Here is a 14,291-nt window from a genome sequence, read left to right as displayed (position 1 = left end):
AGTGAGTTCACAGTAACCAGGGGACACAAACAGCCAACCAACAGGATGATGACAAGATCGTAATGAAGGGCTTAAGGCTGGCGACCGGACGCTTCGAGGATCAGGTCGGTGATTTCCTTGGCGTGGGAAACCAGCGACAAGTGACTCGACGGCAGCTCGATGGTGGTGGCGTTCATGCGCTTGGCGAGGAAGCGTTCCAGGTCCGGGTTGATGGTCTGGTCGTTGCTGGACACCGCATACCAGGACGGCTTGGTGTGCCACGCGGCGTTGACGGTGCGGCCGCTGAACAGAGTCTTGGCGATGGGTTGCTGGACTGCGTACAACTCCATGGCTTTGGCGCGAGGCACGTCGGCGGCGAAGTACTTGAGGAAGGCATCCTGGTTCAGGGTCAGGTAGCCGTCGTACTCCACCACGCCTGCACGTACGGGCGTGGACGGATACTTGGCCGACAGGGCGACGAAGTCTTCGTTGGCATCCGGGGCGCGGGCGGCGACGTACACCAGCGAGCTGACCTTCGGGTTGGCCCCGGCGTCGCTGACCACGGTACCAGCGTAGGAATGGCCCACCAGCACGGTAGGACCGTCCTGTTGATCGAGTACGCGGTTGGTGGCGGCGACGTCATCTGCCACCGAGGTCAGCGGGTTTTGTACGGCGGTCACATGCAGGCCGGCGGCTTGCAGGCGGGTGATCACTTCGGACCAGCTGGAGCCGTCAGCCCAGGAGCCGTGTACCAGTACCACGTTGTTGGCTTTCACCGGGGCAATCGGGCCGGCTACGGCGGCGCCGGTGCCCAGCATCAACAGGCTGGCGGCGATCAGGCAGAGTTTGCTTGCAGGTTTCATGGGGCGGGCTCGCTTCTTTATCAGTGGGAAGTTGGGTCACCCGCTGTGGGTGACTGACGACTTCACTGTATGAAGTGAGGGTGCTGGCAACACTGACAGCTTAATGACAAGTTTGTAATGCAATGGGCAGCCTGGAGGCTGCCCGGGTTCAGCGTGGTGTGATGCCGCATCACACCGTACGGGCTGCCTGCACGCGCTCGGCGCCACCTTCTGCCAGGCCGCGCTCATGCAGGCGGTCCGCACCACCCTCGGCAACCAGGTGCGAAGCTTCGCCTTTGACTACCGCGGCGTGGGTGTGGGCCGACGCCACGGATGACAGCCCGAGGCCTGCGACGACCGCCAGGCCGAATACCAGGGAGGAAGCTTTCGAGAAATTGAACATGGTGATGCTCCTGCGAGTGAGGCAGCCGGATTGGCTGGTGGTCGTAGTTGATCCTCGCGGTGTATCCGCCATGTGTGCCCGGGCGTGGCCAAATGCAGGTCCGCGTATCCAGGCAGGGTTTCCATACAGTCCGATACAAAACCGTCGCCCGGAATAAGGTTTACAGCGTTTGGGCCGATCCGTAGATTGCATCAGGCAAGTGGTTCGTCAGCACCCAAGACCGGGTGACGAAAGCTAGAGGAAGCCGAGCAGTGTCCACCCGCGATTCAGCTGTATTCGCCAATCGTTACCGTGCCTTTCTGTTCGATATGGACGGTACGCTCCTGAACTCCATTGCCGCCGCCGAGCGCGTCTGGGCCACCTGGGCTGAACGCCATGGGCTGGATGTCGCGGCGTTCCTGAAGACCATCCATGGCGCCCGGGCCATCGATACCATCACCCGTCAGGCGTTGCCCGGTGTTGATGCGCAGGCAGAGGCGCAATGGATCACCGAGGCTGAACTCGAGGATGTGGAAGGGGTAGTGGCGATTGCCGGCGCGGTGGAATTTCTCAACGCGTTGCCTGGCGATCAATGGGCGCTGGTCACGTCTGCGCCCAGGGCATTGGCCCTGCGCCGTATGCAAGCGGCCGGGATCAATCCGCCGGCGGTCCTGGTCACGGCGGAGGACGTCGCCAGCGGCAAGCCGGATCCGGCCTGTTATGTGCTCGGTGCGCAACGGCTGGGCGTGGCGGTACAGGACTGCCTGGTGTTTGAAGATGCCAGCGTCGGGATTCGCGCCGGTGAGGCGGCAGGGGCCGATGTGATGGTGGTGACGTCGACGCACCTTGTGCCGATGGTCACCGAGCACCCGTCGATTGCCGGGTACGAGCATTTGCAGGTTCAGCGCGATGATGCCGGGCTGCTGCACTTACAGCGCCTGACATGAAAAGAAGGCCGATCGGGTTACCCGGATCGGCCTTCTTTGTAAGCAGACGGTTCAGCAGCGGGGTCGTTGTCGGCCAGCGTCTGGAGGCGGTTGCTCTTGAGCCCCTGACGAGACAACACCATTTCCTTGAGGATTTCGCTGGCGAGCCTGGCAATCGCCTCCGGCCCTCGATGGTGCGCCCGGACGATACCGGTCACCGCAAAGTGATCAGCTTCCGGGCCGCTGAGGACCGCCGAAAGCGTGCCGTCGGCATGCAGGGTGCATACGACTTTGTAGCTCGGCAGGCGCGCTGCCAGTGCCGCTTCGATTTCAGTTTTGCTCAGAGTGTCCATCTGCGCTGCAACCTTTCACTGACCGTGCACGCCCTAGCATAGGTTGTGGCGGGCGGCTGTAAATACCGGCGATCTGATAGCGATTAAACGGGGTTTCACGGGGGCCCTGCCTGGGATCAGGAGGACGCTTTCCGGCGCTCGCGGCGAGGAGCACGCCGGCACAGTTTTCGATGAATGGCGGCCTGGATCGGCTTGAGACAGAAGAAAAACAAATAGGCGCTCAGGAACAGCGTCAGGTCCAGCCAGGAGTAGGCCTTGTCGGAGGTGCCCTCCATTTTGTACCGCAGACCATATTCCAGCCCAAAAAAGACCACGCCTATCAGCACGGCGATCATCCAGGACTTGGATAAGTGGGGTTGTTTACCAGGTCGCCTCATCAACGTGCTCCTTGGCGCGCTGCAGACTGTAAAAGATTTGTCACGAGATTCGGCTCTGTAACATTCAACAAGTTCCCTTTGTTTGCAGGTTGTTTCATGCGTGTAACGCAGCCAGCGGCTATTACTGAACAGGGTTCCTGCCATGTGTCAGACAGAAGGGAGTACGCCTTATGTTCATCCAGTGGTTTCTTGCAGTCGTTCATTTACTGGCATTCGCCATGGCGTTATCAGCCGTGCTTGCGCGGGGCAAGGCCCTGCGCGGTGTTTCTGATAGTGCCCCATCCACCGTACGCAGCGTGTTGATCGCGGACAACATCTGGGGGATCAGTGCTCTGGTGCTCCTGATAACCGGTGGCCTGCGGGCCTTTGGCAGTTACGAAAAAGGCAGTGAGTATTACCTGCACCAGCCGTTGTTTCACGTGAAGATGACGCTGTTTGCATTAATTTTGTTACTTGAGCTCGCGCCGATGATCCGCTTTATCAAATGGCGTATCGGCTTGGTTCGGGGCACGCGTCTGGATCTGCACCAGGCAGGTCTTTTTGCACGCATCAGCCACCTGCAGGCGCTGCTGGTTGTGCTGATGATGATCGCGGCAACGGGTATGGCGCGCGGCGTCGGCCTTGGCTGAAGGCGGCCCGGGGTTGGAGCGAGGGAAATAGGGCGCGCTGGCCGCGTAAAGCCGCGAGCAGGCTAAAGAGGTTTTCGCCAGCCGTTACAGTGAACGAAAGGGCTGGCTACTGGAGGCGCTTCAAGGTGTCTGGTTTTTATCCGGAGCCGTCAGGCCCGCCTGGATACGTTGGTAGATCTCCTCGCGATGCACGGCAACGTCCTTTGGAGCATTGATGCCGATTCTTACTTGCTGGCCGCTAACGCCCAGAATGGTGATGGTAATGTCATCACCGATATTTATGCTTTCACCGACTTTGCGGGTGAGTATCAGCATGGACTTCTCCTTGATTGCTTTGAAAGGCACATGTTCAGACAGGGCAGATGTCGGATGTGTGTAGCTTACTGCGAAGCGCTTCCCTGTGGCTGCCTCTTTTAGGACGCATAGAGGCGGCATTAATTCCCATGGCGCCATCATACAGGTCTGCGATACATCATTCGCATTGTTTAAGCCAACGTTTATGACGGCCAGAATAGACAGTGAATGATAAAGTCGCCTCTTTGATCCTCTAAGGAGCAGGGTAGTGCGTAAAGTAGCGATGGCAATTGCGGTGTTGGCATTGGCCGGTTGCGGTGAAGGTAAAAGCGTCGATGCGCCCAAGGCCAGGCCTGCCGTTGCCGAGGCGCCCGCCCAGGCCCAACCTGCGGTCGGTGCGATCGCCTCTCAAGAGTGGGATGTATGGGTGGGGCCGCCGGATCACAAGCTCCAGGCGATGACTGACCTGACCGCGTGGTTGCTCGAACACGGTTTCAGTTTCTATCTGGTGAAGGAAGACGGTAAGGACCAGGTATTGATGGGGCCGTTCAGCACCAAGGCCGAGGCTGAAGCGAAGCAGGCGCAGTTGACCCAGAAACTGGTCACGGCGAAGAAGAATGACACCGTGTCCGAGGTCATCGAACACAAGGTTGCACAGTAAGCTACCGGCCTGCGGGAGACGCCAGCGCTCCCGCGTTTTTATTCAGCCGCAGGCTTTCAGGTTCACCGGGCCGACGAATTCATTGCCGCGCCCCATCACACACGCCACGGTTTGATTGCGCTGGCGTTCCCAGGGTTGTACCGGATAAGTCTTGTTCCAGGCCTCGTAGAGCTGCCGATCCTGCTTCGACAGGCGCAAGCCATACTGCTTGCTCATATAGAAGTAAGTACGGGCGATCATTCCGCGAATGGATGGGCGAGGCATGACCTTCTTGGCCTTGAAGTCCACCTGCGTCAGGCACGACCCGTATTGCCCGCTTTGCACCGGCAGCCAACCAAAACTGAAGTTGTTACGGTCGCCATTCACCTCGCCGATGCTCGGCACCAGATTGTGCAGGTCCGCCTCGGCACGCTTGTATACCGCATCCTTGCGGGTGCAGTTCTTGCGCCCGCCGTCCTGCCAGCACTGGCGCTGATGGCCGATTTGCCAGGCGGGAACAATGTGCTCCCACTCGATACGTGCCGCCCGGTTGGCGTTCTTGCGCGGGACATAGCCGCAGGCTTTCAGGTCCACCCGGTTACCGTTGTATTTGCAGCCGCAATAAAACTCCGTGGATTGCGGCTGGTAAAGCTTCCAGGCGATTTTCTTGGCTTCGCTGAAGGTCTTGGGGGCTTGCGCGTGAGCGGTGACAGCAAAAAACACAAACAGCACACTGATAAAACGGACACTCATTGACTCAATCTTCCTTCGGCACAACCCAGAAAATCTGCACGCCACCGTCATCGCGATAGGCGAGGGTGACGTTGTCGTTTTCTGCAATCTCCTCCAGTAGTCGCGCCCACTCGTCTTCCGGTTCCTCCGGCAAACGGAAAATCAACGCCGCCTTGTTTTTTTGGGCATTGGTGGAATTGATGATTTTCTGCACGCGAACGGCCAGGCGTTCGTAGGCATCAGGGGTTGTCGATACGGCGGAGGAGGGCTTTGCCACGGAGTATTCCTTATTAGGCTGTACGTGCATACAGTATTTAACTGTGGGCAATTTCGCAACTGCTTAAAATTCAAGAAGTTCTTCTGACAATGTTTTTGCCGATTTGGTGTAGGAGGGCTTTGTTTTTCAAGGATTTTTTGCGCGAGGGGTAAAGCGGGGGAAGTTGGACCCGCTCGCGGTGCGCCACGAGCGGGATGGCCCAACCGTTACCGGCCAGGCCTGAGGGCGATCAATATTCCCAGAACATCCGTTGCAGTTCCTTGCTGTCCTGAGTCTTGGTCAGGGCGACCATCGCCAGGATGCGGGCTTTCTGCGGGTTCAGGTCGTGGGCAACCACCCAGTCGTATTTGTCGTCAGGCTGTTCGGCGTTACGCAGAACGAAACCGCCGGCATTCACGTGGGAAGAGCGAATGATCTGCACGCCTTGCTTGCGTAGTTCCTGCAGGGCAGGCACCACCTTGGAAGACACCGAACCATTGCCGGTACCGGCGTGGATGATGGCTTTTGCACCGGCCTGGGCCAGGGCTTTGTAGGCAGTGTCGCTTACGTTGCCGTAGGAGTAGGCAATTTCGACATCCGGCAGACTTTTGATGGTCTTGATGTCGAATTCCGAGTTCATGGTGTGGCGCTTGGCTGGCAGGCGGAACCAGTAGGATTTGCCTTCAACTACCATGCCCAGCGGGCCCCATGGGCTCTTGAACGCTTCAGTCTTGATGTTGATCATCTTGCTGACATCGCGACCCGACTGGATCTCGTCGTTCATGGTCACCAGTACGCCTTTGCCGCGGGCGTCTTTGCTGCCGGCTACGGCAACGGCGTTGTACAGGTTGAGCATGCCGTCAGCCGACATGGCAGTGCCCGGGCGCATTGAGCCGACCACCACGATTGGCTTGTCGGTCTTTTCCACCAGGTTCAGGAAGTAGGCGGTCTCCTCCAGGGTGTCGGTACCGTGGGTGATCACGATGCCATCGACGTCCTTGCTGTCTGCCAGTTCGGCGACGCGGCGACCCAGTTGCAGCAGGTTTTCGTTGGTGATGCTTTCGGAGGCAATTTGCAACACTTGCTCGCCGCGTACATTGGCTATCTGGCTAAGCTCAGGAACACCGGCAATCAATTGTTCGATGCCGACTTTGGCGGCCTGGTAGGTCGCACTGTTGGCCGCGCTGGCGCCAGCGCCGGCGATGGTGCCGCCAGTGGCGAGGATCACCACGTTGGACAGTTTTTGCTTGGTTTCAGCTTCTTTTGCCTGAGCGGCAACAGGGAACAGCAGCAGGAGGGCTAACGCGCCCGGGACGAAAGTTTTCAACGCAGATTTCATTATTCTTCTCTCTAGTTTTGGATGAGTGCTGATGCAGGTTCATCTAGAAACACCCGGGCGGTTCTGAGCGCCGCGAGGTGCTGAGTAAGAGCAGGATTTGTACCAGCGGTATTTTGTTATTAAATAGAATTTAACTTATTGATTTATATCTATTTTTGTTCGGTTTTCAGCCGGTGATTTTTGTTTTGTGTCCGGCTTTCCGAACAAACTGGCGGGTGAGTGTTCGGTTGTCCGAAAAGGATGACGGAAAAGAGAGGGCGTTATACGTGGCAGGCACACCGCGACCTGTCGTTTCAGAGAACGAGCAAACGGCGCCGACGTTTAATGAGGGCAGCCAATGGCCGCGAGGGCAGGGCGTAGAGCGTATTCATCAAAAGGCTGTTTTCTCCCGTTGACAAATCTCGACAAGCTTCTCATAGTTTGATCTAACGCAAACGTTTGCGAGTTGTTTCACGGGGTGCCCCCCGAGTGTCGTGAAAACTCGTATCAGTCGCCCGGGTGGGATGGCTGCCGAAGCGTTCTTCGGTGCAAGCGTTGCTCACAATAATCATAAGATCGGAGTGAACCCATGAAGCTGCCATTTGCTGGACGTCTTCTTGCTGTCGCTGTGCTTGCTGCCGCATCCGCTGCCCTGCCTCTTTCCTCTGCATTTGCCGCCGAGACCGCCGCCAAACCCAAGGTCGGCCTGGTCATGAAATCCCTCGCCAACGAATTCTTCGTCACCATGCAAGACGGTGCCAAGGAATACCAGAAAGCCCACGCCGCCGATTTCGACATGATCACCAACGGGATCAAGAACGAAACCGATACCGCTGCGCAGATTGATATCGTCAATCAGATGATCCTGTCCAAAGTGGACGCCATCGTCATTGCTCCTGCTGATTCGAAAGCCTTGGTCACCGTGCTGAAAAAGGCCTCCGACAAAGGCATCAAGATCGTCAACATCGACAACCGTCTTGATGTGGACGTGCTGAAAAGCAAATCCCTGAATATTCCGTTCGTGGGGCCGGACAACCGCAAAGGCGCGCGCCTGGTGGGTGAAGAACTGGCCAAGCACCTCACCAAGGGTGACGAGGTTGGCATCATCGAAGGTGTGTCCACCACCACCAACGCCCAGCAGCGTACCGCTGGCTTCAAGGATGCGATGGATGCCGCCGGCATGAAGATCGTCTCCACCCAGTCCGGCGAATGGGAAATCGACAAGGGCAACGCGATTGCCGCTGCGATGCTCCAGGCAAACCCGAACATCAAGGCACTGTTGGCCGGTAACGACAACATGGCACTGGGCGCAGTCTCCGCCGTGCGCGGCGCCGGCAAGGCGGGCAAGGTATTCGTGGTTGGCTACGACAACATCGAAGCCATCAAGCCGATGCTGCAGGACGGCCGTGTCCTGGCCACCGCCGACCAGGCCGCTGCCCAGCAAGCCGTGTTCGGTATCCAGAACGCTCTGAAACTGGTCAAGGGTGAAAAAGTCGATGCCGTGGATGGCATGATCGAAACCCCGGTCGAACTCATCCTCAAGAAGTAATCCCCGGCAGCACAAAACAGCGTCCGCTCACCCCGAGCGGACGCCTGGAGACGTTCCTATGTCATCTTCCGCACCGAACGCTGTCCTCTCGGTCAGCGGTATCGGCAAGACCTATGCCCAACCGGTTCTATCCGACATCACCCTGACGCTCAATCGTGGGGAAGTGTTGGCGCTTACCGGTGAGAATGGTGCAGGTAAAAGCACCCTGTCGAAGATCATCGGTGGGCTGGTCACACCGACCGACGGCCACATGCAGTTCAATGGCCAGGCCTACACGCCGGGTAGCCGCACCCAGGCCGAAGAGCAGGGCATCCGCATGGTCATGCAGGAACTCAACCTGCTGCCGACCCTGACGGTCGCCGAAAACCTGTTCCTCGATAACCTGCCCAGCCACGGTGGCTGGATCAGCCGCAAGCAATTGCGCAAGGCCGCGATTGAAGCCATGGCCCAGGTTGGCCTGGACGCCATCGACCCGGACACTCTGGTCGGCAGCCTCGGCATCGGCCACCAGCAGATGGTCGAGATCGCCCGCAACCTGATCGGCGATTGCCACGTATTGATCCTCGACGAACCCACGGCGATGTTGACCGCCCGTGAAGTCGAGATGCTGTTTGAGCAAATCACCCGCCTGCAAGCCCGGGGCGTGGCGATTATCTATATTTCCCACCGGCTCGAAGAACTGGCCCGTGTCGCCCAGCGCATCGCGGTATTGCGTGACGGCAAACTGGTGTGTGTCGAGCCAATGGCCAACTACAACAGCGAGCAGTTGGTCACGCTGATGGTGGGCCGCGAACTGGGCGAGAAAATCGACCTGGGCCCGCGCACCATCGGCGCGCCGCTGTTGACGGTCAAAGGCCTGACGCGCTCGGACAAGGTCCGCGACGTGTCGTTTGAAGTGCGTGCCGGCGAGATCTACGGCATCTCCGGCCTCATCGGTGCCGGCCGTACAGAGTTGTTGCGCCTGATCTTCGGGGCCGACCTGGCCGACAGCGGCACCGTCGCCCTGGGCACGCCTGCACAAGTCGTCAGCATTCGCTCGCCCGCCGACGCGGTCGGTCATGGCATCGCCCTGATCACCGAGGACCGTAAAGGCGAAGGCCTGCTGCTGACCCAATCCATCGGCGCCAATATCGCCCTGGGCAACATGCCGAAAGTGTCCAGTGCCGGCATGGTGAATAGTCGCGATGAAACCGCCCTGGCCAAACGCCAGGTCGACGCGATGCGCATCCGCAGTTCCAGCCCGGCGCAGTTGGTGTCCGAGCTGTCGGGCGGTAACCAGCAGAAAGTGGTGATTGGCCGCTGGCTGGAGCGCGATTGTGAGGTGATGCTGTTTGATGAGCCCACCCGGGGCATCGACGTCGGCGCCAAATTCGATATTTACGCTTTGCTCGGCGATCTGACCCGCCAGGGCAAGGCGCTGGTGGTGGTGTCCAGCGACCTGCGCGAGTTGATGCTGATCTGTGACCGTATCGGCGTGCTCTCCGCCGGGCGCCTGATCGAGACCTTCGAGCGCGACAGCTGGACCCAGGACGAATTGCTTGCCGCTGCTTTTGCCGGCTATCAGAAACGTGATGCGTTGCTCAATGAGGCAGCGCCTAGGAATACCCCATGAAAACCACTTCTTCCCCCGCAAAACGTGGCGGCAACTTCTACGGCCTGGGCACCTACCTGGGCCTGGCCGGTGCCTTGCTGGCGATGATTGCGCTGTTCTCGTTCCTGAGCGACCACTTCCTCTCGTACGACACCTTCAGCACCCTGGCCAACCAGATTCCCGACCTGATGGTGTTGGCGGTCGGCATGACCTTCGTGCTGATTATCGGCGGCATCGACCTGTCGGTGGGCTCGGTACTGGCCCTGGCCGCATCCGCCGTCAGCGTGGCGATTCTCGGCTGGGGCTGGAGTGTGTTGCCGGCCGCTGTGCTGGGCATGGGTTGCGCTGCGTTGGCCGGTACCATTACCGGTTCGATCACCGTGGCCTGGCGCATCCCGTCGTTCATCGTGTCCCTCGGCGTGCTGGAAATGGCCCGCGGCGTGGCGTACCAGATGACCGGCTCGCGCACCGCCTATATCGGTGATTCGTTTGCCTGGCTGTCCAACCCGGTGGCTTTCGGGATTTCTCCGTCGTTCATCATCGCTCTGCTGGTGATTATCGCCGCGCAGCTGGTGCTGACGCGTACCGTGTTCGGTCGCTACCTGATCGGCATCGGTACCAACGAAGAGGCCGTGCGTCTGGCCGGGATCAATCCAAAGCCCTACAAGATTTTGGTGTTCAGCCTGATGGGCCTGCTGGCCGGCGTGGCGGCACTGTTCCAGATTTCCCGCCTGGAAGCGGCAGACCCCAACGCCGGTTCCGGCCTGGAGTTGCAAGTGATCGCTGCCGTAGTGATCGGTGGCACCAGCCTGATGGGTGGGCGTGGCTCGGTGATCAGCACGTTCTTCGGCGTGCTGATCATCTCGGTACTGGCGGCAGGGTTGGCGCAGATTGGTGCCACCGAACCGACCAAACGTATCATCACCGGTGCCGTGATCGTGATCGCGGTGGTGCTGGATACTTACCGTAGCCAGCGCGCCAGTCGGCGAGCCTGAGCCATGGCAACGATCAAGGATGTGGCTGCGCTGGCGGGGATTTCCTACACCACCGTGTCCCATGTGGTGAACAAGACGCGCCCGGTCAGCGAGCCGGTGCGGATCAAGGTCGAGGCGGCCATCAAGCAGCTCGACTACGTGCCCAGTGCGGTCGCGCGATCGCTGAAGGCCAAGACCACCGCGACCATCGGCCTGTTGGTGCCTAACAGCCTCAACCCGTATTTTGCGGAGCTGGCGCGGGGCATCGAGGATTACTGCGAGCGTAACGGCTATTGCGTGATCCTCTGCAACTCCGACGACAATGCCGAAAAACAGCGCAGCTACCTGCGGGTGCTGCTGGAAAAACGCATCGACGGGCTGATCGTGACCTCCGTTGGCGGTGACGACAGCGGCCTGGCGACGGGCCTGAAAGCGGTGCGCACGCCCATGGTCATCGTCGACCGGGCGCTGGACGGGATCGATGTCGACCTGGTGCGCATCGACCACGAACAGGGCGCTTACCTGGCGACCCGGCACTTGCTGGATCTGGGCCATCGCGACATTGCCTGCATTGGTGGCCCGAGCCATACCCGTGTGGCGCAGATGCGTATGGCGGGTTACTACCGCGCCCTGGCCGAGGCCGGGCTGGAAGTGCCTGCCGGACGCGTGTTGGAAAGTGATTTCACCAGCACCGGTGGTTACGCGGCTGCGGCGCAGCTGCTGGCGGATAATCCGCCCAGCGCGATTTTTGCCGGCAACGACATGATCGGCTTCGGCGTCTTGCGCGCGGCTGCCGAACGCAATATCCGCGTACCCGGCGAGCTGTCGGTGATCGGGTTCGATGATATTCAAATGAGCCAGTACGTGTACCCGGCGCTGACCACGGTAGGCCAGTCGATCCTGCAACTGGGAGAGATGGCAGCCGAGCTTTTGTTGCGACGAATTGCGACACCCCAATTGCCGATCGATCAACGCATCGTGACGCCGAGTATTGTCCTGCGCGAGTCGACGGCGCCGTTGGCCGGTGTGTTCGCCCAATACCGCTGAACCGAATTGATGAGTACTGATGTATGCCAGCAAAAGTAGTGGTAATAGGCAGCCTGAACATGGACCTGGTCACCCGGGCCAGCCGGCTGCCCCGCGCCGGTGAAACCCTGATCGGCCAATCGTTTTCTACCGTCCCGGGCGGCAAGGGCGCGAACCAGGCGGTCGCTTCGGCGCGCCTCGGGGCCGAGGTCGCGATGGTTGGCTGCGTGGGCTCCGATGCCTATGGCGCGCAACTGCGCGATGCATTGTTGGTGGAAGGTATCGATTGCCAGGCCGTCAGCACCGTCGACGGTTCCAGCGGTGTGGCGCTGATTGTGGTGGATGACAGCAGCCAGAACGCGATCGTTATCGTCGCCGGCAGCAACGGCGAGCTGACTCCTGCCAAATTGCAGACATTTGATAACGTGCTGCAGGCCGCCGACGTCATCGTCTGCCAGCTTGAAACACCGATGGACACCGTCGGCCATGCCCTCAAGCGCGGTCGCGCACTGGGCAAGACCGTGATCCTCAATCCGGCGCCGGCCAGCGGTCCGCTGCCTGAGGATTGGTACGCTGCCATCGACTACCTGATTCCCAATGAAAGCGAAGCCTCGGCCTTGAGTGGCGTGGTGGTCGACTCACTGGACAGCGCCAAGGTCGCCGCCACGCATTTGATCAAGGCCGGTGCCGGCAAAGTGATCATTACCCTCGGCTCCGAAGGCGCGTTGTTTGCCGACGGCCACGGCTTTGAGCACCTAGTGGCGCCCAAGGTCAAGGCGGTGGATACCACGGCTGCCGGTGACACGTTCGTTGGTGGTTTTGCGGCGGCGCTGGCCAACGGCAAGAGCGAGGCCGAGGCCATTCGTTTCGGCCAGGTGGCGGCGGCGTTGTCCGTGACCCGGGCCGGCGCACAACCCTCCATTCCTACATTGCATGACGTCCAAGGTTTTGTGCCCTCATGAAAAAGACTCCCTTGCTCAATATCGCGCTGTCGCGGCTGATCGCGTCCCTTGGCCATGGCGACATTCTGGTGATCGGTGATGCCGGCCTGCCTGTGCCGCCGGGCGTCGAGCTGATCGACCTGGCACTGACCAAAGGCATCCCGGATTTCGTCAGCACCCTGCGCATCGTGCTCAGCGAAATGCAGGTAGAAAGCCACGTGCTTGCCGAAGAAATCCTGCTCAAGCAACCGCCGGCCCTGGCTGATCTCAATACCCTGACCGAGCAGGCCGCCCTTGGCGAACGCCGCCTGGTCAGCCACGAAGAGTTCAAGCAGCTCAGCCGCAAGGCGAGGGCGGTGGTGCGCACCGGCGAGTGCCAGCCTTACTGCAATATCGCGCTGGTCTCCGGCGTAACGTTCTAGAATTTCCCAACGACAAGGAGTGCGTCATGCAACGTGGTACCCAAACCCTGCGACACCTGTTCCGGAGTGTGCTGCTTTTGTCCGTGCTAACTGCTGCAAGCGCCCATGGGGCGGAAAAAATCGACCTGATCATCGATACCGACCCCGGTGCCGATGACGTGGTGGCCCTGCTGTTCGCCATGGCCTCGCCCGATGAGTTGAAGATTCGCGCGCTGACCACCGTTGCCGGCAATGTGCGTCTCGACAAGACCTCTCGCAATGCGCGCCTGGCCCGCGAGTGGGCAGGGCGCGAGGAAATCCCGGTCTACGCCGGTGCGCCTAAACCGATGCTGCGCACGCCGATCTATGCCGAAAACATCCACGGCAAGGAAGGTATCTCCGGTGTCACCGTGCATGAGCCGAAAAAAGGCCTGGCCGAGGGCAATGCCGTTGATTACCTGATCAAGACCCTCAGCACCGCCAAGCCTCACAGCATCACCATCGCCATGCTCGGCCCGCAAACCAACCTGGCGCTGGCATTGACCCAGGCACCGGAAATCACCCAAGGCATCAAGGAAGTGGTGGTGATGGGCGGCGCGCACTTCAACGGCGGCAATATCACGCCGGTGGCTGAGTTCAACCTGTTCGCGGACCCAATCGCGGCCGAGATCGTGCTCAAAAGTGGCGTCAAGCTGACGTATCTGCCGTTGGACGTGACCCACAAGGTGCTGACCAGCGACGCACGCCTGAAGCAGATTGCTGCGTTGAACAACAACGCGAGCAAGGTGGTGGGCGATATTCTTAATGAATATGTCAAAGGCGACATGGAGCACTACGGCATCCCGGGTGGCCCGGTGCATGACGCAACCGTCATTGCCTACCTGCTCAAGCCTTCGCTGTTCAGTGGCCGTGAGGTCAACGTGGTGGTGGACAGCCGTGAAGGCCCGACCTTCGGCCAGACCATCGTCGACTGGTACGACGGCCTGAAACAACCGAAGAACGCGTTCTGGGTTGAAAACGGCGATGCCCAGGGCTTCTTCGATCTGCTGACCGAACGTCTTGGTCGCCTGAAGTAAGCGGT

General features: G+C 59.8%; 18 protein-coding genes. 10 read left to right on the top strand and 8 right to left on the bottom strand.

The window, feature by feature from the left end; genetic code table 11:
* Nucleotides 1-71: 71 nt before the first annotated feature.
* Together HX875_RS16320 and HX875_RS16315 are read right to left on the bottom strand one after the other, a co-directional pair.
* Nucleotides 72-842, bottom strand: coding sequence for an alpha/beta fold hydrolase (locus tag HX875_RS16320; RefSeq protein ID WP_177043919.1), 771 nt, complete (start codon nucleotides 840-842; stop codon nucleotides 72-74).
* Nucleotides 843-1,011: 169 nt separating this feature from the next.
* On the bottom strand, nucleotides 1,012-1,224 hold the full coding sequence (locus tag HX875_RS16315) for a phage infection protein (protein ID WP_177043918.1): 213 nt from the start codon (nucleotides 1,222-1,224) through the stop codon (nucleotides 1,012-1,014).
* 251 nt (nucleotides 1,225-1,475) lie between these two features.
* Between HX875_RS16315 and HX875_RS16310 the strand changes: the two genes are divergently transcribed.
* Nucleotides 1,476-2,150 carry an HAD family hydrolase gene (locus HX875_RS16310; protein WP_177043917.1) on the top strand — a complete coding sequence of 225 codons (675 nt, stop codon included), beginning with the start codon at nucleotides 1,476-1,478 and terminating at the stop codon, nucleotides 2,148-2,150.
* A 17-nt stretch (nucleotides 2,151-2,167) separates the two neighbouring features.
* Here the strand turns inward: HX875_RS16310 and HX875_RS16305 are convergent, their stop codons facing one another.
* The gene (locus HX875_RS16305) at nucleotides 2,168-2,482 is read right to left on the bottom strand and encodes a hypothetical protein (RefSeq protein ID WP_177043916.1); all 315 of its coding nucleotides are present in this window, start codon (nucleotides 2,480-2,482) and stop codon (nucleotides 2,168-2,170) included.
* 116 nt (nucleotides 2,483-2,598) lie between these two features.
* Nucleotides 2,599-2,817 carry a hypothetical protein gene (locus HX875_RS16300; RefSeq protein WP_371321481.1) on the bottom strand — a complete coding sequence of 73 codons (219 nt, stop codon included), beginning with the start codon at nucleotides 2,815-2,817 and terminating at the stop codon, nucleotides 2,599-2,601.
* Nucleotides 2,818-3,029: 212 nt separating this feature from the next.
* Here HX875_RS16300 and HX875_RS16295 point away from each other — a divergent pair, with 212 nt between their 5' ends.
* Nucleotides 3,030-3,488 (top strand): DUF2214 family protein, encoded by a 459-nt coding sequence (locus HX875_RS16295; protein WP_177043914.1) that lies wholly within the window; start codon nucleotides 3,030-3,032, stop codon nucleotides 3,486-3,488.
* 120 nt (nucleotides 3,489-3,608) lie between these two features.
* Here the strand turns inward: HX875_RS16295 and csrA are convergent, their stop codons facing one another.
* Nucleotides 3,609-3,803, bottom strand: coding sequence for a carbon storage regulator CsrA (gene csrA, locus HX875_RS16290; protein WP_003192511.1), 195 nt, complete (start codon nucleotides 3,801-3,803; stop codon nucleotides 3,609-3,611).
* Between the two features lie 247 nt (nucleotides 3,804-4,050).
* On the opposite strand from csrA, the gene HX875_RS16285 reads away from it, so the two are divergent.
* Nucleotides 4,051-4,443 (top strand): SPOR domain-containing protein, encoded by a 393-nt coding sequence (locus HX875_RS16285; protein ID WP_256390381.1) that lies wholly within the window; start codon nucleotides 4,051-4,053, stop codon nucleotides 4,441-4,443.
* A gap of 42 nt (nucleotides 4,444-4,485) precedes the next feature.
* On the opposite strand, the gene HX875_RS16280 is transcribed toward HX875_RS16285, so the two are convergent.
* From HX875_RS16280 to HX875_RS16270, 3 genes are all read right to left on the bottom strand, one after another.
* Nucleotides 4,486-5,175, bottom strand: coding sequence for an endonuclease (locus HX875_RS16280; RefSeq protein ID WP_177043913.1), 690 nt, complete (start codon nucleotides 5,173-5,175; stop codon nucleotides 4,486-4,488).
* Between the two features lie 4 nt (nucleotides 5,176-5,179).
* Complete coding sequence (locus HX875_RS16275; RefSeq protein ID WP_177043912.1) at nucleotides 5,180-5,431, bottom strand: DUF1654 domain-containing protein; 252 nt, start codon at nucleotides 5,429-5,431, stop codon at nucleotides 5,180-5,182.
* A gap of 229 nt (nucleotides 5,432-5,660) precedes the next feature.
* Entirely contained in the window at nucleotides 5,661-6,749 is a 1,089-nt protein-coding gene (locus HX875_RS16270) for an asparaginase (protein WP_010175648.1), read from the bottom strand.
* Nucleotides 6,750-7,317: 568 nt separating this feature from the next.
* Between HX875_RS16270 and HX875_RS16265 the strand changes: the two genes are divergently transcribed.
* From HX875_RS16265 to HX875_RS16235, 7 genes are read left to right on the top strand one after another with little or no spacing between them, the layout of a single operon-like run.
* Nucleotides 7,318-8,277 (top strand): sugar ABC transporter substrate-binding protein, encoded by a 960-nt coding sequence (locus HX875_RS16265; RefSeq protein WP_177043911.1) that lies wholly within the window; start codon nucleotides 7,318-7,320, stop codon nucleotides 8,275-8,277.
* Between the two features lie 58 nt (nucleotides 8,278-8,335).
* Entirely contained in the window at nucleotides 8,336-9,889 is a 1,554-nt protein-coding gene (locus tag HX875_RS16260; RefSeq protein ID WP_177043910.1) for a sugar ABC transporter ATP-binding protein, read from the top strand.
* The gene (locus HX875_RS16255; RefSeq protein ID WP_003219960.1) at nucleotides 9,886-10,863 is read left to right on the top strand and encodes an ABC transporter permease; all 978 of its coding nucleotides are present in this window, start codon (nucleotides 9,886-9,888) and stop codon (nucleotides 10,861-10,863) included. The genes HX875_RS16260 and HX875_RS16255 overlap by 4 nt, the downstream gene beginning before the upstream one ends.
* A gap of 3 nt (nucleotides 10,864-10,866) precedes the next feature.
* Nucleotides 10,867-11,889, top strand: coding sequence for a LacI family DNA-binding transcriptional regulator (locus HX875_RS16250; protein WP_003219958.1), 1,023 nt, complete (start codon nucleotides 10,867-10,869; stop codon nucleotides 11,887-11,889).
* Nucleotides 11,890-11,912: 23 nt separating this feature from the next.
* The gene (gene rbsK / locus HX875_RS16245; protein ID WP_177043909.1) at nucleotides 11,913-12,830 is read left to right on the top strand and encodes a ribokinase; all 918 of its coding nucleotides are present in this window, start codon (nucleotides 11,913-11,915) and stop codon (nucleotides 12,828-12,830) included.
* The gene (gene rbsD / locus HX875_RS16240) at nucleotides 12,827-13,231 is read left to right on the top strand and encodes a D-ribose pyranase (protein WP_177043908.1); all 405 of its coding nucleotides are present in this window, start codon (nucleotides 12,827-12,829) and stop codon (nucleotides 13,229-13,231) included. The genes rbsK and rbsD overlap by 4 nt, the downstream gene beginning before the upstream one ends.
* A gap of 26 nt (nucleotides 13,232-13,257) precedes the next feature.
* Nucleotides 13,258-14,286, top strand: coding sequence for a nucleoside hydrolase (locus HX875_RS16235; protein ID WP_010175635.1), 1,029 nt, complete (start codon nucleotides 13,258-13,260; stop codon nucleotides 14,284-14,286).
* Nucleotides 14,287-14,291: the final 5 nt, after the last annotated feature.

This window comes from Pseudomonas yamanorum, assembly GCF_013386765.1.
GTDB lineage: Bacteria > Pseudomonadota > Gammaproteobacteria > Pseudomonadales > Pseudomonadaceae > Aquipseudomonas > Aquipseudomonas yamanorum_A.
Note: the sequence above shows the minus strand (reverse complement) of the source record. Positions and strands in the feature narration are given on the sequence as shown.